This is a genomic window from Pseudochrobactrum lubricantis (genome assembly GCF_041929865.1).
Lineage (GTDB): Bacteria > Pseudomonadota > Alphaproteobacteria > Rhizobiales > Rhizobiaceae > Pseudochrobactrum > Pseudochrobactrum saccharolyticum.
In genome coordinates this window covers 143,799-160,854 of sequence record NZ_JBHEEE010000007.1, presented here as the reverse complement: position 1 = coordinate 160,854, position 17,056 = coordinate 143,799, and the positions used below count along the sequence as shown (strand labels likewise).

Annotated in this window: 18 protein-coding genes and 1 tRNA gene; 10 read left to right on the top strand and 9 right to left on the bottom strand. The window is 48.8% G+C overall.

The window, feature by feature from the left end; all coding sequences use genetic code 11:
* The first annotated feature begins 338 nt into the window (after positions 1 to 338).
* Both cpdR and JNC80_RS15290 read left to right on the top strand, forming a co-directional pair.
* Positions 339 to 701: a cell cycle two-component system response regulator CpdR gene (gene cpdR / locus JNC80_RS15295; RefSeq protein WP_022709690.1), complete on the top strand. Its 363-nt coding sequence runs from the start codon at positions 339 to 341 to the stop codon at positions 699 to 701.
* Positions 702 to 819: 118 nt separating this feature from the next.
* A tRNA-Val gene (locus tag JNC80_RS15290) sits at positions 820 to 894 on the top strand.
* Positions 895 to 1,023: 129 nt separating this feature from the next.
* Here JNC80_RS15290 and JNC80_RS15285 read toward each other — a convergent pair.
* Complete coding sequence (locus tag JNC80_RS15285) at positions 1,024 to 1,914, bottom strand: LysR substrate-binding domain-containing protein (RefSeq protein ID WP_213598758.1); 891 nt, start codon at positions 1,912 to 1,914, stop codon at positions 1,024 to 1,026.
* A 151-nt stretch (positions 1,915 to 2,065) separates the two neighbouring features.
* Between JNC80_RS15285 and JNC80_RS15280 the strand changes: the two genes are divergently transcribed.
* The 6 genes from JNC80_RS15280 (at position 2,066) to JNC80_RS15255 (ending at position 6,991) form a co-directional block, all read left to right on the top strand.
* Entirely contained in the window at positions 2,066 to 2,899 is an 834-nt protein-coding gene (locus tag JNC80_RS15280) for a transporter substrate-binding domain-containing protein (protein ID WP_376710784.1), read from the top strand.
* 87 nt (positions 2,900 to 2,986) lie between these two features.
* Positions 2,987 to 3,712, top strand: a complete 726-nt coding sequence (locus tag JNC80_RS15275) for an amino acid ABC transporter permease (RefSeq protein ID WP_376710783.1) — start codon at positions 2,987 to 2,989, stop codon at positions 3,710 to 3,712.
* Positions 3,709 to 4,509 carry an ABC transporter permease subunit gene (locus tag JNC80_RS15270; RefSeq protein WP_376710782.1) on the top strand — a complete coding sequence of 267 codons (801 nt, stop codon included), beginning with the start codon at positions 3,709 to 3,711 and terminating at the stop codon, positions 4,507 to 4,509. The genes JNC80_RS15275 and JNC80_RS15270 overlap by 4 nt, the downstream gene beginning before the upstream one ends.
* 1 nt (position 4,510) lies before the next feature.
* Positions 4,511 to 5,260 carry an amino acid ABC transporter ATP-binding protein gene (locus tag JNC80_RS15265; protein ID WP_376710781.1) on the top strand — a complete coding sequence of 250 codons (750 nt, stop codon included), beginning with the start codon at positions 4,511 to 4,513 and terminating at the stop codon, positions 5,258 to 5,260.
* Between the two features lie 20 nt (positions 5,261 to 5,280).
* The gene (locus JNC80_RS15260) at positions 5,281 to 6,303 is read left to right on the top strand and encodes a C-terminal binding protein (protein ID WP_022709684.1); all 1,023 of its coding nucleotides are present in this window, start codon (positions 5,281 to 5,283) and stop codon (positions 6,301 to 6,303) included.
* Positions 6,304 to 6,331: 28 nt separating this feature from the next.
* Complete coding sequence (locus JNC80_RS15255) at positions 6,332 to 6,991, top strand: RraA family protein (RefSeq protein WP_022709683.1); 660 nt, start codon at positions 6,332 to 6,334, stop codon at positions 6,989 to 6,991.
* A gap of 147 nt (positions 6,992 to 7,138) precedes the next feature.
* Here the strand turns inward: JNC80_RS15255 and JNC80_RS15250 are convergent, their stop codons facing one another.
* From JNC80_RS15250 to JNC80_RS15215, 8 genes are all read right to left on the bottom strand, one after another.
* Positions 7,139 to 8,071, bottom strand: coding sequence for a LysR family transcriptional regulator (locus JNC80_RS15250; RefSeq protein ID WP_022709682.1), 933 nt, complete (start codon positions 8,069 to 8,071; stop codon positions 7,139 to 7,141).
* A 131-nt stretch (positions 8,072 to 8,202) separates the two neighbouring features.
* A complete protein-coding gene (locus JNC80_RS15245; RefSeq protein WP_213598770.1) occupies positions 8,203 to 8,868 on the bottom strand; it encodes an RraA family protein in 666 nt (221 codons plus the stop codon).
* A gap of 12 nt (positions 8,869 to 8,880) precedes the next feature.
* A complete protein-coding gene (locus JNC80_RS15240; RefSeq protein WP_289388879.1) occupies positions 8,881 to 9,723 on the bottom strand; it encodes a carbon-nitrogen hydrolase family protein in 843 nt (280 codons plus the stop codon).
* A gap of 34 nt (positions 9,724 to 9,757) precedes the next feature.
* Positions 9,758 to 10,492 carry an HpcH/HpaI aldolase family protein gene (locus JNC80_RS15235; protein ID WP_220160140.1) on the bottom strand — a complete coding sequence of 245 codons (735 nt, stop codon included), beginning with the start codon at positions 10,490 to 10,492 and terminating at the stop codon, positions 9,758 to 9,760.
* A 44-nt stretch (positions 10,493 to 10,536) separates the two neighbouring features.
* Positions 10,537 to 11,346, bottom strand: a complete 810-nt coding sequence (locus JNC80_RS15230; RefSeq protein ID WP_376710780.1) for an ABC transporter permease — start codon at positions 11,344 to 11,346, stop codon at positions 10,537 to 10,539.
* 17 nt (positions 11,347 to 11,363) lie between these two features.
* Entirely contained in the window at positions 11,364 to 12,251 is an 888-nt protein-coding gene (locus JNC80_RS15225) for an ABC transporter permease (protein ID WP_213598772.1), read from the bottom strand.
* Positions 12,248 to 13,333, bottom strand: a complete 1,086-nt coding sequence (locus JNC80_RS15220) for an ABC transporter ATP-binding protein (protein WP_376710779.1) — start codon at positions 13,331 to 13,333, stop codon at positions 12,248 to 12,250. Before JNC80_RS15220 ends, JNC80_RS15225 begins: the two co-directional genes overlap by 4 nt.
* Positions 13,334 to 13,427: 94 nt before the next feature.
* Positions 13,428 to 14,501, bottom strand: coding sequence for an extracellular solute-binding protein (locus JNC80_RS15215; protein WP_376710778.1), 1,074 nt, complete (start codon positions 14,499 to 14,501; stop codon positions 13,428 to 13,430).
* An 836-nt stretch (positions 14,502 to 15,337) separates the two neighbouring features.
* On the opposite strand from JNC80_RS15215, the gene JNC80_RS15210 reads away from it, so the two are divergent.
* A complete protein-coding gene (locus tag JNC80_RS15210; RefSeq protein ID WP_376710777.1) occupies positions 15,338 to 16,258 on the top strand; it encodes a glycosyltransferase family 2 protein in 921 nt (306 codons plus the stop codon).
* 37 nt (positions 16,259 to 16,295) lie between these two features.
* Positions 16,296 to 16,994, top strand: a complete 699-nt coding sequence (locus tag JNC80_RS15205) for a polysaccharide deacetylase family protein (RefSeq protein WP_376710776.1) — start codon at positions 16,296 to 16,298, stop codon at positions 16,992 to 16,994.
* Positions 16,995 to 17,056: the final 62 nt, after the last annotated feature.

Sequence of the window (17,056 nt, the reverse complement as noted above, 5' to 3'; positions counted from 1 at the left end):
AGCAAAGCCGGAATTGTCATATTTTGCCAGAAAATACCGGCAGCAGGCATTCAATTTATTATTTAAGAACAATTTCATACCATGACACATGACATTTTCTTGAACTGCCCTATATGGTATTTTTAACGTCGTTCTTGCCTGTCAAAATGCATAGGCAATAAAACGCTTTTGCCCTGCCGGTCGCAGTGACGGGGCAGATTAATGGGAATGATTCATCCGATATTTACCAAAGCAGCGTCTTATAGGATCAGATTGAATCGCTTTTCTTGCCATTTTGTCACCGCAATATCATGCTGGGGACACGCAGATAAAAAGCGTACAGACATTCGGACGGACCAATGAAAAGAATTCTGCTTGCTGAAGATGATAATGATATGCGCCGTTTTCTGGTGAAAGCACTGGAAAAAGCCGGTTATCATGTCACCCATTTTGACAATGGAGCCAGCGCCTATGAGCGTCTGCGCGAAGAGCCTTTCTCTTTGCTGCTGACGGATATTGTTATGCCTGAAATGGACGGAATTGAACTGGCACGCCGTGCAACCGAAATTGATCCTGATCTCAAAGTCATGTTCATCACCGGTTTTGCTGCCGTTGCTCTCAATCCTGATTCAAACGCACCGCGTGAAGCCAAGGTATTGTCCAAGCCGTTTCACCTGCGTGATCTCGTGAATGAGATCGAGAAAATGTTGCTGGCAGCCTGATTTCAGGTATCAGGATAAGCCTGTTGAAAAACAACAGGTAAAACAAAGTTTTTTCTCTTTATTCTTCAAAAGGGCATTGACGCGCGCGAGCCAATATGGTGTATGCGCGTCATCGGATGGGCGTATAGCTCAGCGGGAGAGCACTACATTGACATTGTAGGGGTCACAGGTTCAATCCCTGTTACGCCCACCATCCGAATTCATTGATTTTACTTTTGTATTTCATGCTCAAGCTAAACTACAATTGCACTCATTTTTCCAACAAGTTACAGATTAGGGGCATTTACTGCACCTTTCCATAGCAGCTGTAAGATGCACTTTTTCATAGAGTTGAAGCAGACAAGCTGTCACTCATAAACTGGATAAAATTATCAAGCACACTGGATTGAACCTGCATACGCGGACGTATCAACCAGATATTAAACTTAATCTCAGGTTCAAATTTTTTGACAACCAGCTCTCCATCCCGATAACCGGCTGCACTTATCGGGTCAACCACAGATACGCCCGCCCCTAACGCCACAAATGAACAGGCGGTTTCTGATTGACCTGTCTCAATCTGCATTTTGCGCGGTATCTGTAAATCATCAAAAATTTTATCAATCAGCATACGTGACTGATCCTGTGGTCCCAAAGATACAAAGGGCTGGCCGGCAAGATCCTGTGCTTTGATGCTTTGTTTTTCTGATAATGGGTGCCCGACCGGCAGAATGCATACTGCTTTTAATGTCTGCAGCGGTATGCTTTCAATTTCATCCCTGTCCCCCGGAATAAAACTGATCCCGAAATCCAGCTGATGGCTTGCAACAGCATCAATCAAACTGCGTGAGCGCATGCTCTGCAAATGAAAAACTATATTGGGTCTTTCAGCAGCATAATCTGCAACAATTTCAGGCAGGACACGGCGAGCGATTGCCGGAAAGGCACCAAATGTAAGCGCTCCCCATTTCTGCTCTCTCAGAGCAGTGGCAACGCGCGAAACACGGTTCACACCAGCAAACATTGCCTCAACCTCTACCAACAGCGCTTCCGCCTCTCTGGTCGGGTGCAAACGCTTTCCTTTGCGTTCAAAAAGGGAAAAACCGCAATAAAACTCCAGCTGATTGATCAGCTGACTGACTGCCGGCTGAGAAATACAAAGTAATTCTGCGGCCCTGCTGACACTCCCCATCGACATAACCGCTTTAAACGCCTCAAGCTGCCTGATATACACCGCCCCTCCTTATTAGATTTTCTTATAATTATCTTAGAAAATAGTATTATTAATTATATGATATTGTCGATAGGCTTTGAAGACAGCATTTCGTGGTCATCCGATTTTGTGGTGCCAATAATGAAAATGCACATACCAAAAGGGGATTTTCATGCGTGCTAACTTACTTGCCAAACTTTCATTGACAACCATTCTTTCTGGACTGGCATTGTGCATGGCAGCTCAAGCGGATCAGCTCGATGACGTAAAAGCCAGAGGGAAGTTAATCGTCGGCATTAAGAACGATTATGTACCTTTCGGATTTTTAACCAAAGAGGATGAGTTGAAAGGTTTTGAAATCGACCTGGCGAAATATGTCGCCGGAAAGATTGTCGGTTCTGAAACAGAAATTGAACTTGTGCCGGTGGTGGCTTCCAACCGTATCGAGCTTTTAAATGCCGGTCGTATTGACCTGATTTTGGCAACGCTCGGCGTTAATAAAGAGCGCGCAAAAGTTATCGATTTTACCGAAGAATATTACAACATGGCGGGCATTGTACTGCTTACCCCCAAAGAAAGCACAATCGCCAAATGGGAAGATGTGCGCGGGCAGAAACTCTGCGGCATGCAAGGCAATCTTTACAATCGTACCCTGACCGGAACTTACGGCGCACAAACTGTTCTACTCACCGGTACCGCGGACATGTTCAAGGCATTTCAGAACGGCCGCTGCAGCGCCGTTGCCTTTGATGGTCCTATCCTCCAGCAAAAATTGTCAGATCCTGAATGGGGCGCAAAGTACAAAATCGCGCTGGATACATTTGATTACATTCCGATTGCGGGCGGCGTACGTAAAAACGAACCGCGCTTTCTGGAAGAGGTCAACAAAGCCATTCTCTCTGCAGAAGCAGCAGGCCTGCTCGTTAAAGCAGAAGAAAGCTACGATATGGGTTCCAGCGAATACGTGACCAAACGCGCGGCAGACGCCAAAGCTGCCGGTCATTGATCTGCACTGAGAACAAAACCGGTTATCACTCGCTAACATATCTGTGTAGCCCAAACTGATAACCGGTAAATTCATCGGAAATAATTCATGATATTCGGTCTCGATTTTGAATGGCTGGCAGATCCGCTCTATCAGAGCTGGTTGTTTGAGGGCTTGAAAACCACGCTCGCAATCACTGCTCTGGGCACTATATTAATGCTGATTATCGGCATTGCCGGAGCAGCGATCATTCATTTTAATGTCCCTGCTGCCCGATCTCTGACCATTATCATGATCGACTTGTTCAGAAACACGCCGCCTCTGGTGCAGTTGTTTTTTCTGTATTTCATGCTGTCTGATTTAGGCATGACCTATACAGATGCAACGACAGGAGAACGGGTGCCTCTCTTATCCGGTTTTGCCTGTGTGGTCATTTCACTGGCCTTGTATAATGGATCAATTGCTATTGAGATTATACGCTCAGGCATCAATTCCGTACCACGCCAGACAGTCGAGGGCGGCCGGAGCATGGGCTATAGCCGATTGCAGATTTTTCGCTGGATTGAACTGCCGATTGCACTGCGCATGACCATTCCCAATATGACCAGCAATGTTGTGAGCCTGATCAAGACATCTGCGCAGGCAGCGCTCGTTGCTGTAACTGATATTATGTTTTTTTCCACTCAGATTGCATTGGAAACCTTTCTCAACCTCGAAGTGATGATCGTGCTGTGGCTGATCTATCTGACCATAACCACTGCGGTCGTTCTGCTCGCCAAACAAATCGCAAAAGTCTTTGCAATTCCGGGGTTTGGTGCAGGAGAAGTACAATGAACAGAGACGCAATCTCCGCTATTCTTGGTTTTTTCGGGGTTATCATCACGCTGCTGGCTATTCTGTTTATAAGTTACGGACAGGCAAGCGGTACTGCTATCGGCGTTCTTATCGACCGCTCATCACAGCTACTCACCGGTAGTGCTGGTTTCATCGATTTTGGCGGCGGCTTCTCCGCAAATGTGATTATCAGCATTTTTTCGATGATGATCGCTCTCGTGGCAGGGTTTTTCCTTGGCGGCGCGATGGTGTCGCCTAACCGGGCGGTCAGAACCACTGCCATATTGATCATGAATCTGTTGCGCTCTTCACCGTGGCTGGTCGTGCTCTATGCGATGCTTTATCTGCTGCCATTTCGTATGACGTTTTTCGGCATCAGCCTCTTTGTGTCACCGTTCCTCAAAGCTGTAATCGGTCTGTCCCTGCCCGTTACCGCTTATGTTGCTGAGGGGTTCCGGAACGGAATTCGCGCAATACCGGATGGCCAGTGGGAATCTGCCCGTGCCCTTGGTTATCGCCGCGGTCAGATTTTGCGCTCCATTATTCTGCCTCAGGCACTGCCAATGATGCTGCCCAACCTGATGACGACCTATGCAATGCTGTTTATCGGCACGAGCCTTGTGGTTGTTACCGGCACATCAGATGTTCTCTCCATTGGCAAAACAGTCATTGCCAGTGACGGCGATGAATATGCGACGGCAATTTACCTCTACATTCTCCTGCTATTTTTTCTCTTCGCCTATCCGTTGGCGACCTGGACGCGTGCTCTTGAGCGCCGCCTGATTAAAGGCAAATGACATGACCACATCCTCCACACCAATCATCAAAGTCGCTGACATCTATAAGAACTATGGTTCTGTTGCGGTGCTGAAAGGCATTTCAATGGAAATTCAGAAAGGTGATGTTGCCTGTATCATCGGCCCTTCCGGTTCAGGGAAGTCCACACTTTTGCGTTGCCTGAACGGTCTTGTCCCGATCAACCACGGCAGCATTCGTGTCGGCAATTTTCAGGTTGAGAAACTGCGCTCTGAAAAAGAGCTGGTTCCGTTGCGTCATCAGGTTTCAATGGTGTTTCAGCAATATAACCTGTTTCCGCATAAGACCGTTCTGCAGAATATTATGATGGCACCCATACAAGTGCTGAGACACAATGCCCAGGACGTGCGGGAGCGCGCGGTCAGACTTCTCGCCAAAGTTCAACTGTCAGGCAAAGAAAATGCGTATCCGGGAGAATTGTCCGGCGGGCAGCAGCAGCGTGTAGCCATTGCGCGGGCGCTGGCAATGCAGCCGGAAATCATTCTGTTCGATGAAGTAACGGCCGCCCTTGATCCGGAAATGGTGCAGGAAGTCCTCAATGTCATCCGCGATCTGGCAGCGGAAGGAATGACCTGTGTGCTTGTTACCCACGAAATGCGTTTTGCGCAGGAAGTGGCCGATCAGGTGTTTTTTACTGATGGCGGCATCATGGTCGAGCGAGGCGAACCGTCAACATTTTTCAATCAGCCGCGTGATCCGCGTCTCAAATCTTTCCTGTCCAAAGTTCTTTGATTAATTCTCGGGAGGAATTTATGCAGACTTACAAAATTTTGGTACCGGATGCGCATCTGCGCGATTTGGCAATTGAAAGTGCCGTTTCCGGAGACCGGTTTGAATATCTGATTTATGACGAGACTAATCCTTCTGCCATTCCGGAACAGCATTGGCGGGAATGCGATGGCATTCTGGTCTGGCACCGCATGCGCATTGCCCCGCAAACAATTGCCCTGCTGGACAATTGCAAGCTTATTGTCCGCGTTGGTGTAGGCTTTGACAATGTGGACGTTGATGCCTGCCGTAAAGCTGGCATTGCCGTATCGAATGTTCCGAATTACGGCACAACAGAAGTGGCAGATCATGCCATTGCCATGCTGCTTTATCTGACACGCGGCCTCGGCACCTATGAGAAACGCCTTAAAGCTGATCCCGTCAAAGGGTTTGTTGCAGAAGGCGCCCCTGTTGTACGGCGGCTACGCGGGTTGACATTCGGAGCTATCGGCCTCGGCCGCATCGGTACTGCAATCGCACGTCGTGCTGCGGCTTTTGACATGAAAATTGCCTACTACGATCCCTATCTGCCTGAAGGGCATGAACTGGGCATCGGCTTTGAGCGCAAGCAAACGTTGGAAGAACTGGTGGCAACATCTGACATTGTCAGTCTGCATGTACCGTTATCTGCTGAAACCCGCTCCATGATCAATGATACCCTGCTGGCACAGTTCCGCGACAATGCTGTTTTTATTAATATTGCGCGCGGTGGTCTGGTGGATATTGATGCGCTTTACCGCGCATTGCAGAGCGGACGCCTAGCCGCTGTCGGACTCGATGTTCTGCCGGTTGAACCACCATCCCCTTCTCCCGCCTTGCTTGAAGCATGGCGCAATGATGAAGCGTGGATTGCAGGACGGTTCATTGTATCGCCCCATGCGGCTTTTTATTCTGAAGCCGGCTATGTCGACATGCGCACATTCTCAGCTGAAATTATGCTGGATTTTCTTCTGCGCAACAAAGTCCGCAACAACGTCAATCCCGGTTGGGAACAATACAACCACTGACATACAGTGTGCCGAGGAGTGTGCCACAATGGCATTTCAAAAAGTAAACGCCCCGTTTCAAAAACTGTCTAGTGCTGCTCTTGATGCATGGCGCACCATCCCGCCTGCAGTCGCTTCCGACTGCCTGAACCGGACGCAGGCAATGAGCGCTGCGATCAAACCCGTCTCAACGGGCATCACACTCTGCGGTCAGGCGCGAACCGTTACTGCTATGGCGGGAGATTGCGGCAGTATTTGTGAACTGATCGGTGTGGCAGAAGCCGGTGAAGTCATTGTGGTTGATGCCGGTGGCGTAGAAGATACTGCGGTATGGGGCGGGATCATGACGGCAGAAGCAGCCCACCGGAAACTTGGCGGTGCAGTCGTTTTCGGCGCTATCCGCGATGTTGAAGAAGTTCGGCAACTGCAATTCAACATGTTCTGTAAAGCGATTGTCCCCCGTGGTCCGCATCATGGCTTTGGCGGCATCATTGACGGTGCTATTTCAATGGCCGGCGCCGTTGTTCACCCCGGAGATATTGTGCTTGGCAATGATGACGGCGTGGTGATTGTCCCCTTGGAACGAGCGGAAGAAATACTCGCGGCCGCACAAGAGCACATCGAAAAAGAAAAAGCTTGGCTCGACGGCATACGAAGCGGACAAACGATCCAGCAAATGTTCAAGATGCAAACTTCTGCATCAAGGTAACAATATTATTTTCAAAAATATGTAATATCAATAATTTTTGGAACTGACATTAAATATTCATATGTATTATCCATGTCAGTTCCAACAAAAATAATATTATTTCATATATACTTATAATTAGAAATAAAAATAAGCAATATATTGTAATTATGGTACAATTTCTTGATAAGCAAGATTATCACTATACTGATTACATAAGTTGCGACCTGCTTCGCGGGCAATTGTTGCAACCAGCGTAATTAATCGCGTTGCCGATGCCTCCAGATACATCGCACTATAATTTGTGGCCGGAAACATTGTATTTGTATTGAGAACTTTCAGCTCCCCCTGCCGCAGTTCTTTTTGAATAACAACCGGTGGAAGAACCGAAATGCCAACACCCGCAGAGATCATATTGATGGTTGTAGTAAGGGAGTTGGAATAATGCACCGTTGCATCTTTGATACGATCTTCTGAAAAATAATTGATGATTTGCTGATGATTATGTGCCCCTCGTTCATAGGAAATAATCGGATAGTTCAGCAAATCTTCACGTGAGAACAAATCTTCGGGACTAATAAGAACGTCAGGTGTCCGGCTGATCCAAAACATGCCGAATGTGCAGATGTTAACGCTGCGCAATGTTGCCGCTGTCTCGGGGCGTATTGCAAACACAATGTCCAACTCACGCTGCTCAAGCTGCTGCGTCAGGACTTTGGACGAATCTGTCGTAATTGAAATTCTGATTTTAGGATAACGCTGGCGTAAAATATCTAAAACATCAGGCAAAATTGTCATCGCAAGACTCGGAACAATACCGAGTTTAAGCTGTCCTTCGACACTGTTTTTGGGGCTAACGCTTTCAACAAGGTTATGATAGCGCAGCACAATATCCCGTGCACCTTCAACAAACACCTCCCCTTCTGCTGTCAGGCTGACGTCGCGGGCATCACGCTCAAATAAACGGAAGCCGAGTTCTTGCTCGATTGCACCAATGCGATTGGAAATTGCGGCCGGTGTCATGTTCATGCGCGCCGCAGTGATCCGGAAATTGCGCAATTCCGAAAGCCAGATCACCGTCTCAAGAAACCGGATATTCATCGATATGCAGTCTCCCCTCCGCATATTATGTGACTGAATTCTTATGTCTTATTTTTTGCTATGATCCTACTGAGAAATAACCGGAGCGACCGACTATGAAACTGAATGGCCGTGCCGCTCCGGCTGTGCTTTTATACCGCCATGCGTGCTTTGACTTTGTCGGAGGCGCCTGAAACTTCGCCGAGTTTCAAACCAGTTTTGACGGAAGCCTCACGCTCTTTTCCGCGTTCCTGAATAGCCAGCGCTTTGGTTGCAACTTCGTTGACTTCGCCTCGCGGCAGCACAAGCACACCGCTTTCATCAGCAAGAATGGCATCCCCCGGATTGACGACCACGCCGCCACAGGAAACCGGAATATTGATCCCGCCGCCCAGATCGTAAAGACGGGTGGTGATTGGCGAAATACCGCGTGCCCACATCGGGAAGTCGGAATCCTCAATTTCGGTCAGATCAGTGCACGGCCCGTCAACAATACCAGCCACCGCACCGGCAGCTTTAGCGGCAATGGTCACTCCCCCGCCCCAGCAGGCATAGCGGTCATCGCCCATACGGTCGACCACCAGTACATCACCCGGACGCAGCATACCGGTGATATGATGCAACAAAGTTGAATCCGGCCCCGGAATGGCAATGGTGACGGCAGTGCCGACAATCCGGCGCTTTGGCAGCAGCGGTTGAATGGAATGGTTCATAAAACCAAAGAAACGCCAGTGACCGACAGTTGCCGTTTCCACACCGGACAGCAAATCCAGATCAGCCTGTTCCACCTGTTCAGGCATTGCATTAATAACATACATGATGAGATTTCCTTACACTGCACAGGCTTCATGACGTTTGCCTAACCGGCGGTGCTGTACCATCGGAATTAAAGCGCGAACGCGGTTGATCTGCTCACGATCAATTCTGGCGGTGACGAAACCCACACCGTCCGATGCGCGGGCAACAACATGCCCCCAAGGGTCACAAACCAGAGAATGTCCGTATGTATGACGTTTCTCGCCGCCGCTCACCACCGCGCCGGTCTGTCCGCAGGCGACAAAGTAAGTCTGGGTTTCAATGGCGCGGGCGCGTGCCAGTACTTCCCAATGGTCTTTGCCCGTTTGCAGCGTGAAGGCGGCAGGCAGAATGATGATATCAACACCGGCCTTTTCCAGCTCAAGATACAGTTCAGCAAACCGGATATCGTAGCAAATAGCACAACCGACTTTGAAACCGTCGAGGTCATAGACCACAACATCTTCACCCGGTTTCACCGTTGCGGATTCTTTATATGCTGTGCCATCCGGTGCCACGATATCGAACATATGGATTTTACGATAATGGGCGACTTCTTTACCCGAGCGGTCAAAGACAAAAGTCGAATTATAAATCCGTGCCTCACCTTCAACTTTCTCCATGATCGTACCGGCATGAACAAAAACTTTATGCTCACGAGCAAAATCCTGCGCCATTTTATAGGCAGCACCATTTGGTGCGGTTTCAGCCTCATTCAGCTTACCCTCAGGGCTGCCGCCATAATATTCAAAATATTCCGGCAGAACGATCAGATCAGGCGCATCTGTACGCACTGCATCTTCCATCAGTTTACGGGTTGTAGCCAGATTGGCGGCTTTATCAGCCTGCGGATTGGTCTGGATCAAACTTACTTTCATCATGCTCCTCCAAGCTCATTGAATAGAAATAAAATCAGGCAATAAGCGCTTCTTTTTTAAGCGCATTGACAGTGGTCATCATGCCCTGACGCAGGGTCATATTCTGTGTGGCGACGACCAGCATTGATGCGCCCTCATCCAAGGCAAAACGGCGCTCGGCTTCTGTCCATGCAGGCATGATCCATGGCTTGCCCGCATCACGAGCAGCTTTAGCGCAACGGCGCAGATCAGCCTTGTCCGCATCATTGAATTCATAAGCACCGCGACCACGGGCAAGTGCCAGATCAGAAGGCCCCGGGAAAAGACCATCGACCGTATCCAGCGCGATGATCTTTTCGACATCAGCAAGGCTTTCAGCCGTTTCGATCATGGCGTAGCATTTGGTTCGCTTATTCTCTTTTTCGAAGGCATCGGATGCCGGACGGCTATAGCCGAACACGCGACCACCGGCATAAGAACGTGTACCGGTCAGCGGATATTTCGCTGCTTTGGTGACTTCTCTGGCATGATCCACACCCAGAATATGCGGAACAATCACACCATCTGTGCCAAAATCGAGCACCTGCTGAATAGCTTCTGTGGTCGGTGCCAGCACCTTGGTCAGTGTCGGCAGGCCTTGCGCTTTGGTGAAAGCCAGAAACTGATCAAGCGTGCCCAAGTCAAATGTGCCATGCTCCAACTCCAGCACGAAAGATGTGAAACCGCAGGTTTTAGCAATCTCAAGATATCCGAAATGCGGCTGCGACATCCAAAGGGCGATATTTTCCATTTTCGAGACCTCCTCGTCTCTTCATTCATGCAATGCGAATGCGGTTATTTGGTATTTTCAGAAGACTTGCCGATAGTTCGGGACAGACCAAGTGTGCGTTCAATCAGGAAAATGATCAGCAAAGTTGCGATAATCAGCACCACAGAAATTGCGGCCGTCATCGGATCTGTACGACTTTCCACATAATTGAAAATCTCGACCGGCAAGGTGGTCAGGCGCGGCCCTGTGATGAACAGCGAGATTACCACCTCGTCAAAAGACAACAGGAATGACAGGGCAGCACTGGCCACCAGACCCGGCATCATCAACGGTAAGGTAATGCGGCGGAACACTGTGAATGGTGTAGCACCCAGCATCGTCGCAGCTTCTTCAACGGAGGGTGGCAGGGTTGAAAAGGCTGTGATCATAATGCGGATCACATAGGGTGTGGTCACGATCAGATGCGCGATAACAAGCCCTGTAAAAGTACCGAGCAGCTGCATTCTTACAAAGACCAGCAGAATGGCCAGACCCAGCACGATTGACGGCAGCAGCAACGGCGCAGTGAAAATATTGAGCAACAATTCCCGCCCGCGGAACTCATAGCGACGGATCGCATAGGCGGCCGGAATACCGGCTATCAGCGACAGAACAGTCACGACGCTGGCAACGCCAAGGCTGATCCACAAAGCATTGATCAGCGCCTCGTGATGCAGCATTTCACCATACCACCGCACACCCCAGCTTTGCGGCGGAAAGGTCAGATAATTATCATTGCTGAAAGACAGCGGGATCACCACCAGAATAGGTGCAAGCAAAAAAAGGTAGAGCGCTACAACCAGAATTTTAAACGGCAGTTTCATAGTACCAATCATGAGATTTCCCCTGCCGGTTAATCGATGCGGCGGGCAATGCGTGAATACACGACCAAAGCCAGTCCGAAGATGATGAGAACGATGACGGATGTTGCTGCCGCACGCGGCCATTCAAGCTGGATAACCGCTTGATCATAAATCTCGGTTGCGAGCATGAAGACACGACCACCGCCAAGCAGTTTCGGTGTGATAAAAGAGCTGATTGCCAATACGAAGCACAGCAGACAACCCAGCGCCACACCGGGCAAAGTCAGCGGGAAAATCACACGGCGAAAACGGGTGAAGCTATTGGCACCGAGTGAAGCGGCAGCCTCTTCCAATGTCACATTCAGGCGGCCAAAACCGGCAATTAATGACAGCGCCATATACGGGATAAGGATTTCCACCATACCGATGAAAACGCCAAGCGTATTATTGACCAGACGAAACGGTTCTGAAATCAGACCCGTGCTCATCAACATACCATTGATAAGCCCCTGATCACCGAGCAGCACCATCCAGCCATAAGTTCGCACCACGCTGCTCACCAACAGCGGTGAAACGGTGATGACAAACAACAAGTTACGCCATACCGGTGATACACGATGAAGAAACAGGGCAATCGGATAAGCGCAGACCAGTGTCATCACCGTGATTAAAGTGCTGATCCACAGAGAGTTGAAAATCAGCTCCCAGTTGAAACTGTCGGTGAAGAAGCTGAGATAATTCTCCAGCGTGTAATTGTCGGTCAGAACCCCGCCGCTGCGGCTTTCCAGAAAGGAAATCTGCGCAAGATTGGCTACCGGTACGATGAACGCGATCAGATTGATCAATGCCATCGGCAGTAAAAGCCCGACGGCAATCAGAGGAAACCAGCCGCGCTTCGGTTTCGCAAGATTATTGGATGCAGAGGCAAGTGCAGTCATTGCTTACCTCCGAAAACCAGCATGTCTTCCGGCTTCCACTCGCACAGCAGCTTATCGCCAAGCTGGAAACCATGGCCACCACTGGTCGTCGGCACTTCAACCTTCAGGCAGCCGCCGTTAATCTCGATTTCATATTGAACAATGTCGCCGATATAAGTAATCCGCGCGACCTTACCGCGGGCGCTATTGGTGGTCACACTGATCAGCGACTGGTCACGGTTAGGTGTCAGGCTGATACGGTGCGGACGGATCGCAATCTGCCCCTCACCGGAAGTCGCACCATGAGTGTTACAACGATAGACATTGTCACCCAAACGGCAGCTATTCTCTGCAATGATCTGGCAAATATGCACATTGGCGCGTCCGACAAATTCCGCAACAAACAATGAGGACGGACGCTCATAAATTTCTTCCGGTGTGCCGAGTTGTGCCAGTTTGCCATTATGCATCACACCGACCACGTCACACATGGTCAGCGCTTCCACCTGATCATGGGTCACAAAAACAGTTGTGATATTCATACGTTGCTGAATTTCGCGGATTTCAATGCGCATATCATCGCGTAATTTCGCATCAAGGTTGGAAAGCGGCTCATCAAGAAGCAAAATGCGTGGTCGGATCACCAAAGCACGGGCAAGTGCAACGCGTTGTTGCTGGCCGCCGGACATATCTTTCGGTTTACGGGGGCCATAACCGGGCAAGCGCACCATTTCCAGCGCTTCCTCAACCCGTGCCTGTGCTTCATGTTTAGGCACGCGGCGCATATCCAGCCCGAAAGCCACATTCTCTGCTACGGTCATATGCGGAAACAGCGCATAATTCTGAAACACCAGACCAATGTCTCGCTGATGTGGTGGTTTGCGGGAGATATCCTCGCCATTGATATAAATATTGCCGTCTGTGATCGGCAATAATCCGGCAATCATGCGTAGAGTTGTAGTCTTGCCACAACCGGATGGCCCCAAAAGCCCGAGAAGTTTGCCTTTGGGCAAATCAAGATGCAGATCATCAACGGCCTTATAGTTGAGACCATAGAGTTTTGAGACGGCTTTGAGTTGCAGAAATGTATTGTCTGTCGTCATGTCAGAACCCGAATTATTCTGTGCCGTTCCGCCTGATAAAGATTAGGCAGAGCGGTTTTGCAGTCATAAGAAATGGAAATCTGTGCGCTGAAAATCAGCGACCGGCAGGGATGATCTGGCGACGCCACGGGTCCAGAATTTTGCCGCGGATATCGCCGATCGTCATCCAGTCCACGGGAATGAGTTTGTCACGCTGTTCAGAATTCATCATCGGGATGCGGGCGCGTGTGGCCTCATCAACTTCGGCTTTGGTATTGGTCGGTGCATAGAACATCATCTTGGCAAAACGCGCCTGTGCCTCAGGGCTGAGTGCATAATTTATGAAAGTCTTGGTTGCGTCCTGATTTTTACCGTTGGCAATCGCACTGATCACATTAATCTGCGCTGCTGTACCCTCGGAAGGCCCTACAGAACGTAGCTTACCGCCGGTCTGATCATAGTAAAACTGCGCACGGGCATTATAACCAATCGACAGGTTCGCGGTGCCATTCGCCACCAATGTATAGGCATCAGGTTTTGGTTCCCATGTCTGTACCAATGGTGCCAATTCTATAAGCTTTGCCACAGCAGGTTTGATGGTTTTTACATAGTCAGTTTCACCGGCGAGCCGGTTGGTGATGATTGTCAGCAGTATGGCCTGAATATCACCGCCACCTTGCGCGGCGATAATGACTTTGCCATTTTGTTTTTTATCCCACAGCGCTTCCCAACTGGTTGGCCCTTCCGGAAAAGCATCATGATTATAGATTAGTGACAATGTATCGAATGTAATCGGAATGGCTTTACCGGCAAGCTCTCTGCCAATATCTGCCAGATCGGCATAATTGCTCAGAGCAGCAGTATCGAGGTCTTCGACCAACCCTTCATCACTGGCGATTTTAGCAACGGAAAGATCATAAATAACCGCATCAGTTTGCGGAGAGGACTTTTGAGCGCGCATATTACCAAGTGATGTCGCGGCATTCTGGACACCGTAATAGGTCACTTTAATATCCGGATGTTCTTTCTGGAAAGGCTCGATAACAGCCTGAATATAATTATCCTGAAATGCACCGCGATAGCCCATCACGGTAATATCAGCAGCCATCGCTGGCAGTGCCACCCCCGTCAGGGCAGCGGCAGCTGCCAAAATCAAAATACGGGATGCCTGATATTGAGATTGTTTCATGTTCTTCCCCTTTGTTTTTTCAAAGGTGCAAAACATCAGGCTTATCGTCCAACGACTTATTCTTACCGCCTGTTCGATTTTGGTTTATGCATGTTGCTTATGCTTGTCAGAATTATGTTTTTTGCCTGTCAGTATCCATCTTGGCCGCATAATTTATATAACAATCCAAACGCAAATAGATTGGCCAATGATCATCCATGATGTCTCGTGACACCTCAATGGCACAATCAAGCACTCGCACTCTCAGACTTGGTTTTTTCTCACTTCCTAGGAGCAATGTTTCCACCTCTTCTACTGGTCATTAAAGAGGCAAAAGCGCACTGGTCTGTCTGTCAACAGCTATTCATCACGAAAAATAAACTTTACAGTTTCATGTGCTAATCTGATAACCTTAGTAACAAGATTATTCGTGCTGAAATCTAAGGAGTGAATGCCACATCCGGCGAGCAATCACTACCGCCCCCCCAAATCACGTTTCAATACAGCGCCATATCTGTAGCATTACATTATGTAGCGCCTAATAAAGATTCATTTTCACCTTCAATTTATCTAGGTAAAAAAACAGAATAGATAATATTTTTTCAATAAACTTAAAATAATACGCATTTTTATGAGTAAAACAGATTTTTAAAGTGACAATAAATTGTTACCTTATGATATTATAAGCATTCTCATCGCGACTATCTGCACGGGAGATTGTGGGGAAATTATCTCACGTTCAGATAGATGGGGCACATAGATGGGAATCAAAGTCGGGGTCACAGGGGGAATAGTTTTTGGTTTCAAAAACGCACCGGAAAATTTGCATCGGCACGATCACAAAAGATCGCCCCGTTATGCTGCAGAAATTGCTGATGTCTTATGCCCGGCTGATTATTCCTGAGGGGATACAGGTCTGTTTTTTAGTTGTAGAAAACAATCACGAGAAAACAGCCTGCTCGATTATCAATGACTTTAAGGCAAGAGTTTCGCCTGCTGAAGTCGTCTATACTGTTGAACCGGTTTTAGGCATCGCATCGGCCAGAAATCATGTGCTCAATTATGCTATTGATCATGGTTATGATCTGCTGACCTTTGCTGACGATGACGAGCAGGTAGAGCCGCAATGGCTCATGGAATTGCTGAAAGAACGCGATTACCACAATCTTGATATTGTCGGCGCACCGGTACGTTTTGCACCACCCGAAGGCAAATTGTCATTATGGCAAAGAATTGTCTGGCAGGGTGTTGATAAAATGAACAGTAATGCGGAAAGCCGCTCAATCAAAAAACGAGCTAACGGCAAAGCCGGACAAGTGAAACTTGCTACCGGCAGCTGGATGGGCAATCTCGACTTTTTCCGCTCAACCGGATTGCGCTTTGACGCAGCTTTAGGTCAGTCTGGGGGTGAGGACTGGCAGCTATGGGCCGAGGCAAAAGCCCTTGGCGCTAAAACAGGCTGGACGCCGTACGCTATTGCCTATGAAACCGTTCCTACCTCGCGTTTGAAACTGGGCTATTATTATCGCCGCAACCGTGATATTGCCAGAGCAGCCCATCTGGAGCGCATGAAAAATCCGGAAAAAAGTATAATATGGCGCACCTTCAAATCCGTTCTTTCGCGTGTTTATAAAGTGCTTGTCGGCAGCCTATTATTGCCAATCTATCGCGAAAGAGGCCTGCTAACGATTGCTGCGAATTTAGGCAGTCTGGTCGGCTTTATCGATGGAGCCCGTGGAAAAAAATCCATGCATTATGTTGATATTGACGGCTACTGATAACCAGCCCCTGCCCGAAGAGTAAAAGCACCTGACTATGACAGTTCCGATCCTTGTCTATCATCATATTGCGGTTGTCGGCAGCAGCGTCCCTTTTCGCAGCCTTTTTGTGCATCCGAAACGCTTTGCAAGCCAAATGCGCTGGCTGAAAAAACTCGGTTATCAGGGGCTCTCCGTGCGGGATGCCATGCCTTACATTAAGGGAGAAAAAACCGGAAAGGTTGCTGTCCTGACTTTTGATGACGGCTTCCTGAATGTGCTGGAAAATGCTGCACCGGTTCTGGCAGAATGCGGCTTCACCGCCACGAATTATTTTGTGGCCAACCAGATCGGTGGCAGCAATATCTGGGACAAGGCAATCGGCATTCCGGAAATGGCATGTATGTCCGTTACGCAAATGCGTGAATGGGCAGCATTGGGACATGAAGTCGGCGCCCATACGCTTGATCATGTCAATCTGAATGACACACCGGATGAAGAAGCCCGCCGCCAGATCAGTGAATCAAAATCACGTCTGGAGGACATGCTGGGCGCAGAAGTTCCTCATTTTTGCTATCCCTACGGTGCCAATAATCAGACGCACCGCGTAATGGCACGCGAGGCAGGTTTTCAAACTGCGGTCACGACAATTGCCGCGCGTGCAAAACCAAATGATGACCCGTTTGGCATTCCGAGAATATATATCCGTCGCAATCATACATTGCCGGAATTTTTATACCGTGTGTATTTCCGCTAAAGGCAGCAAACAGCATATTTTCAGATAATTAACACCTGCAATTATCGTCAGTTTGTTCTGAC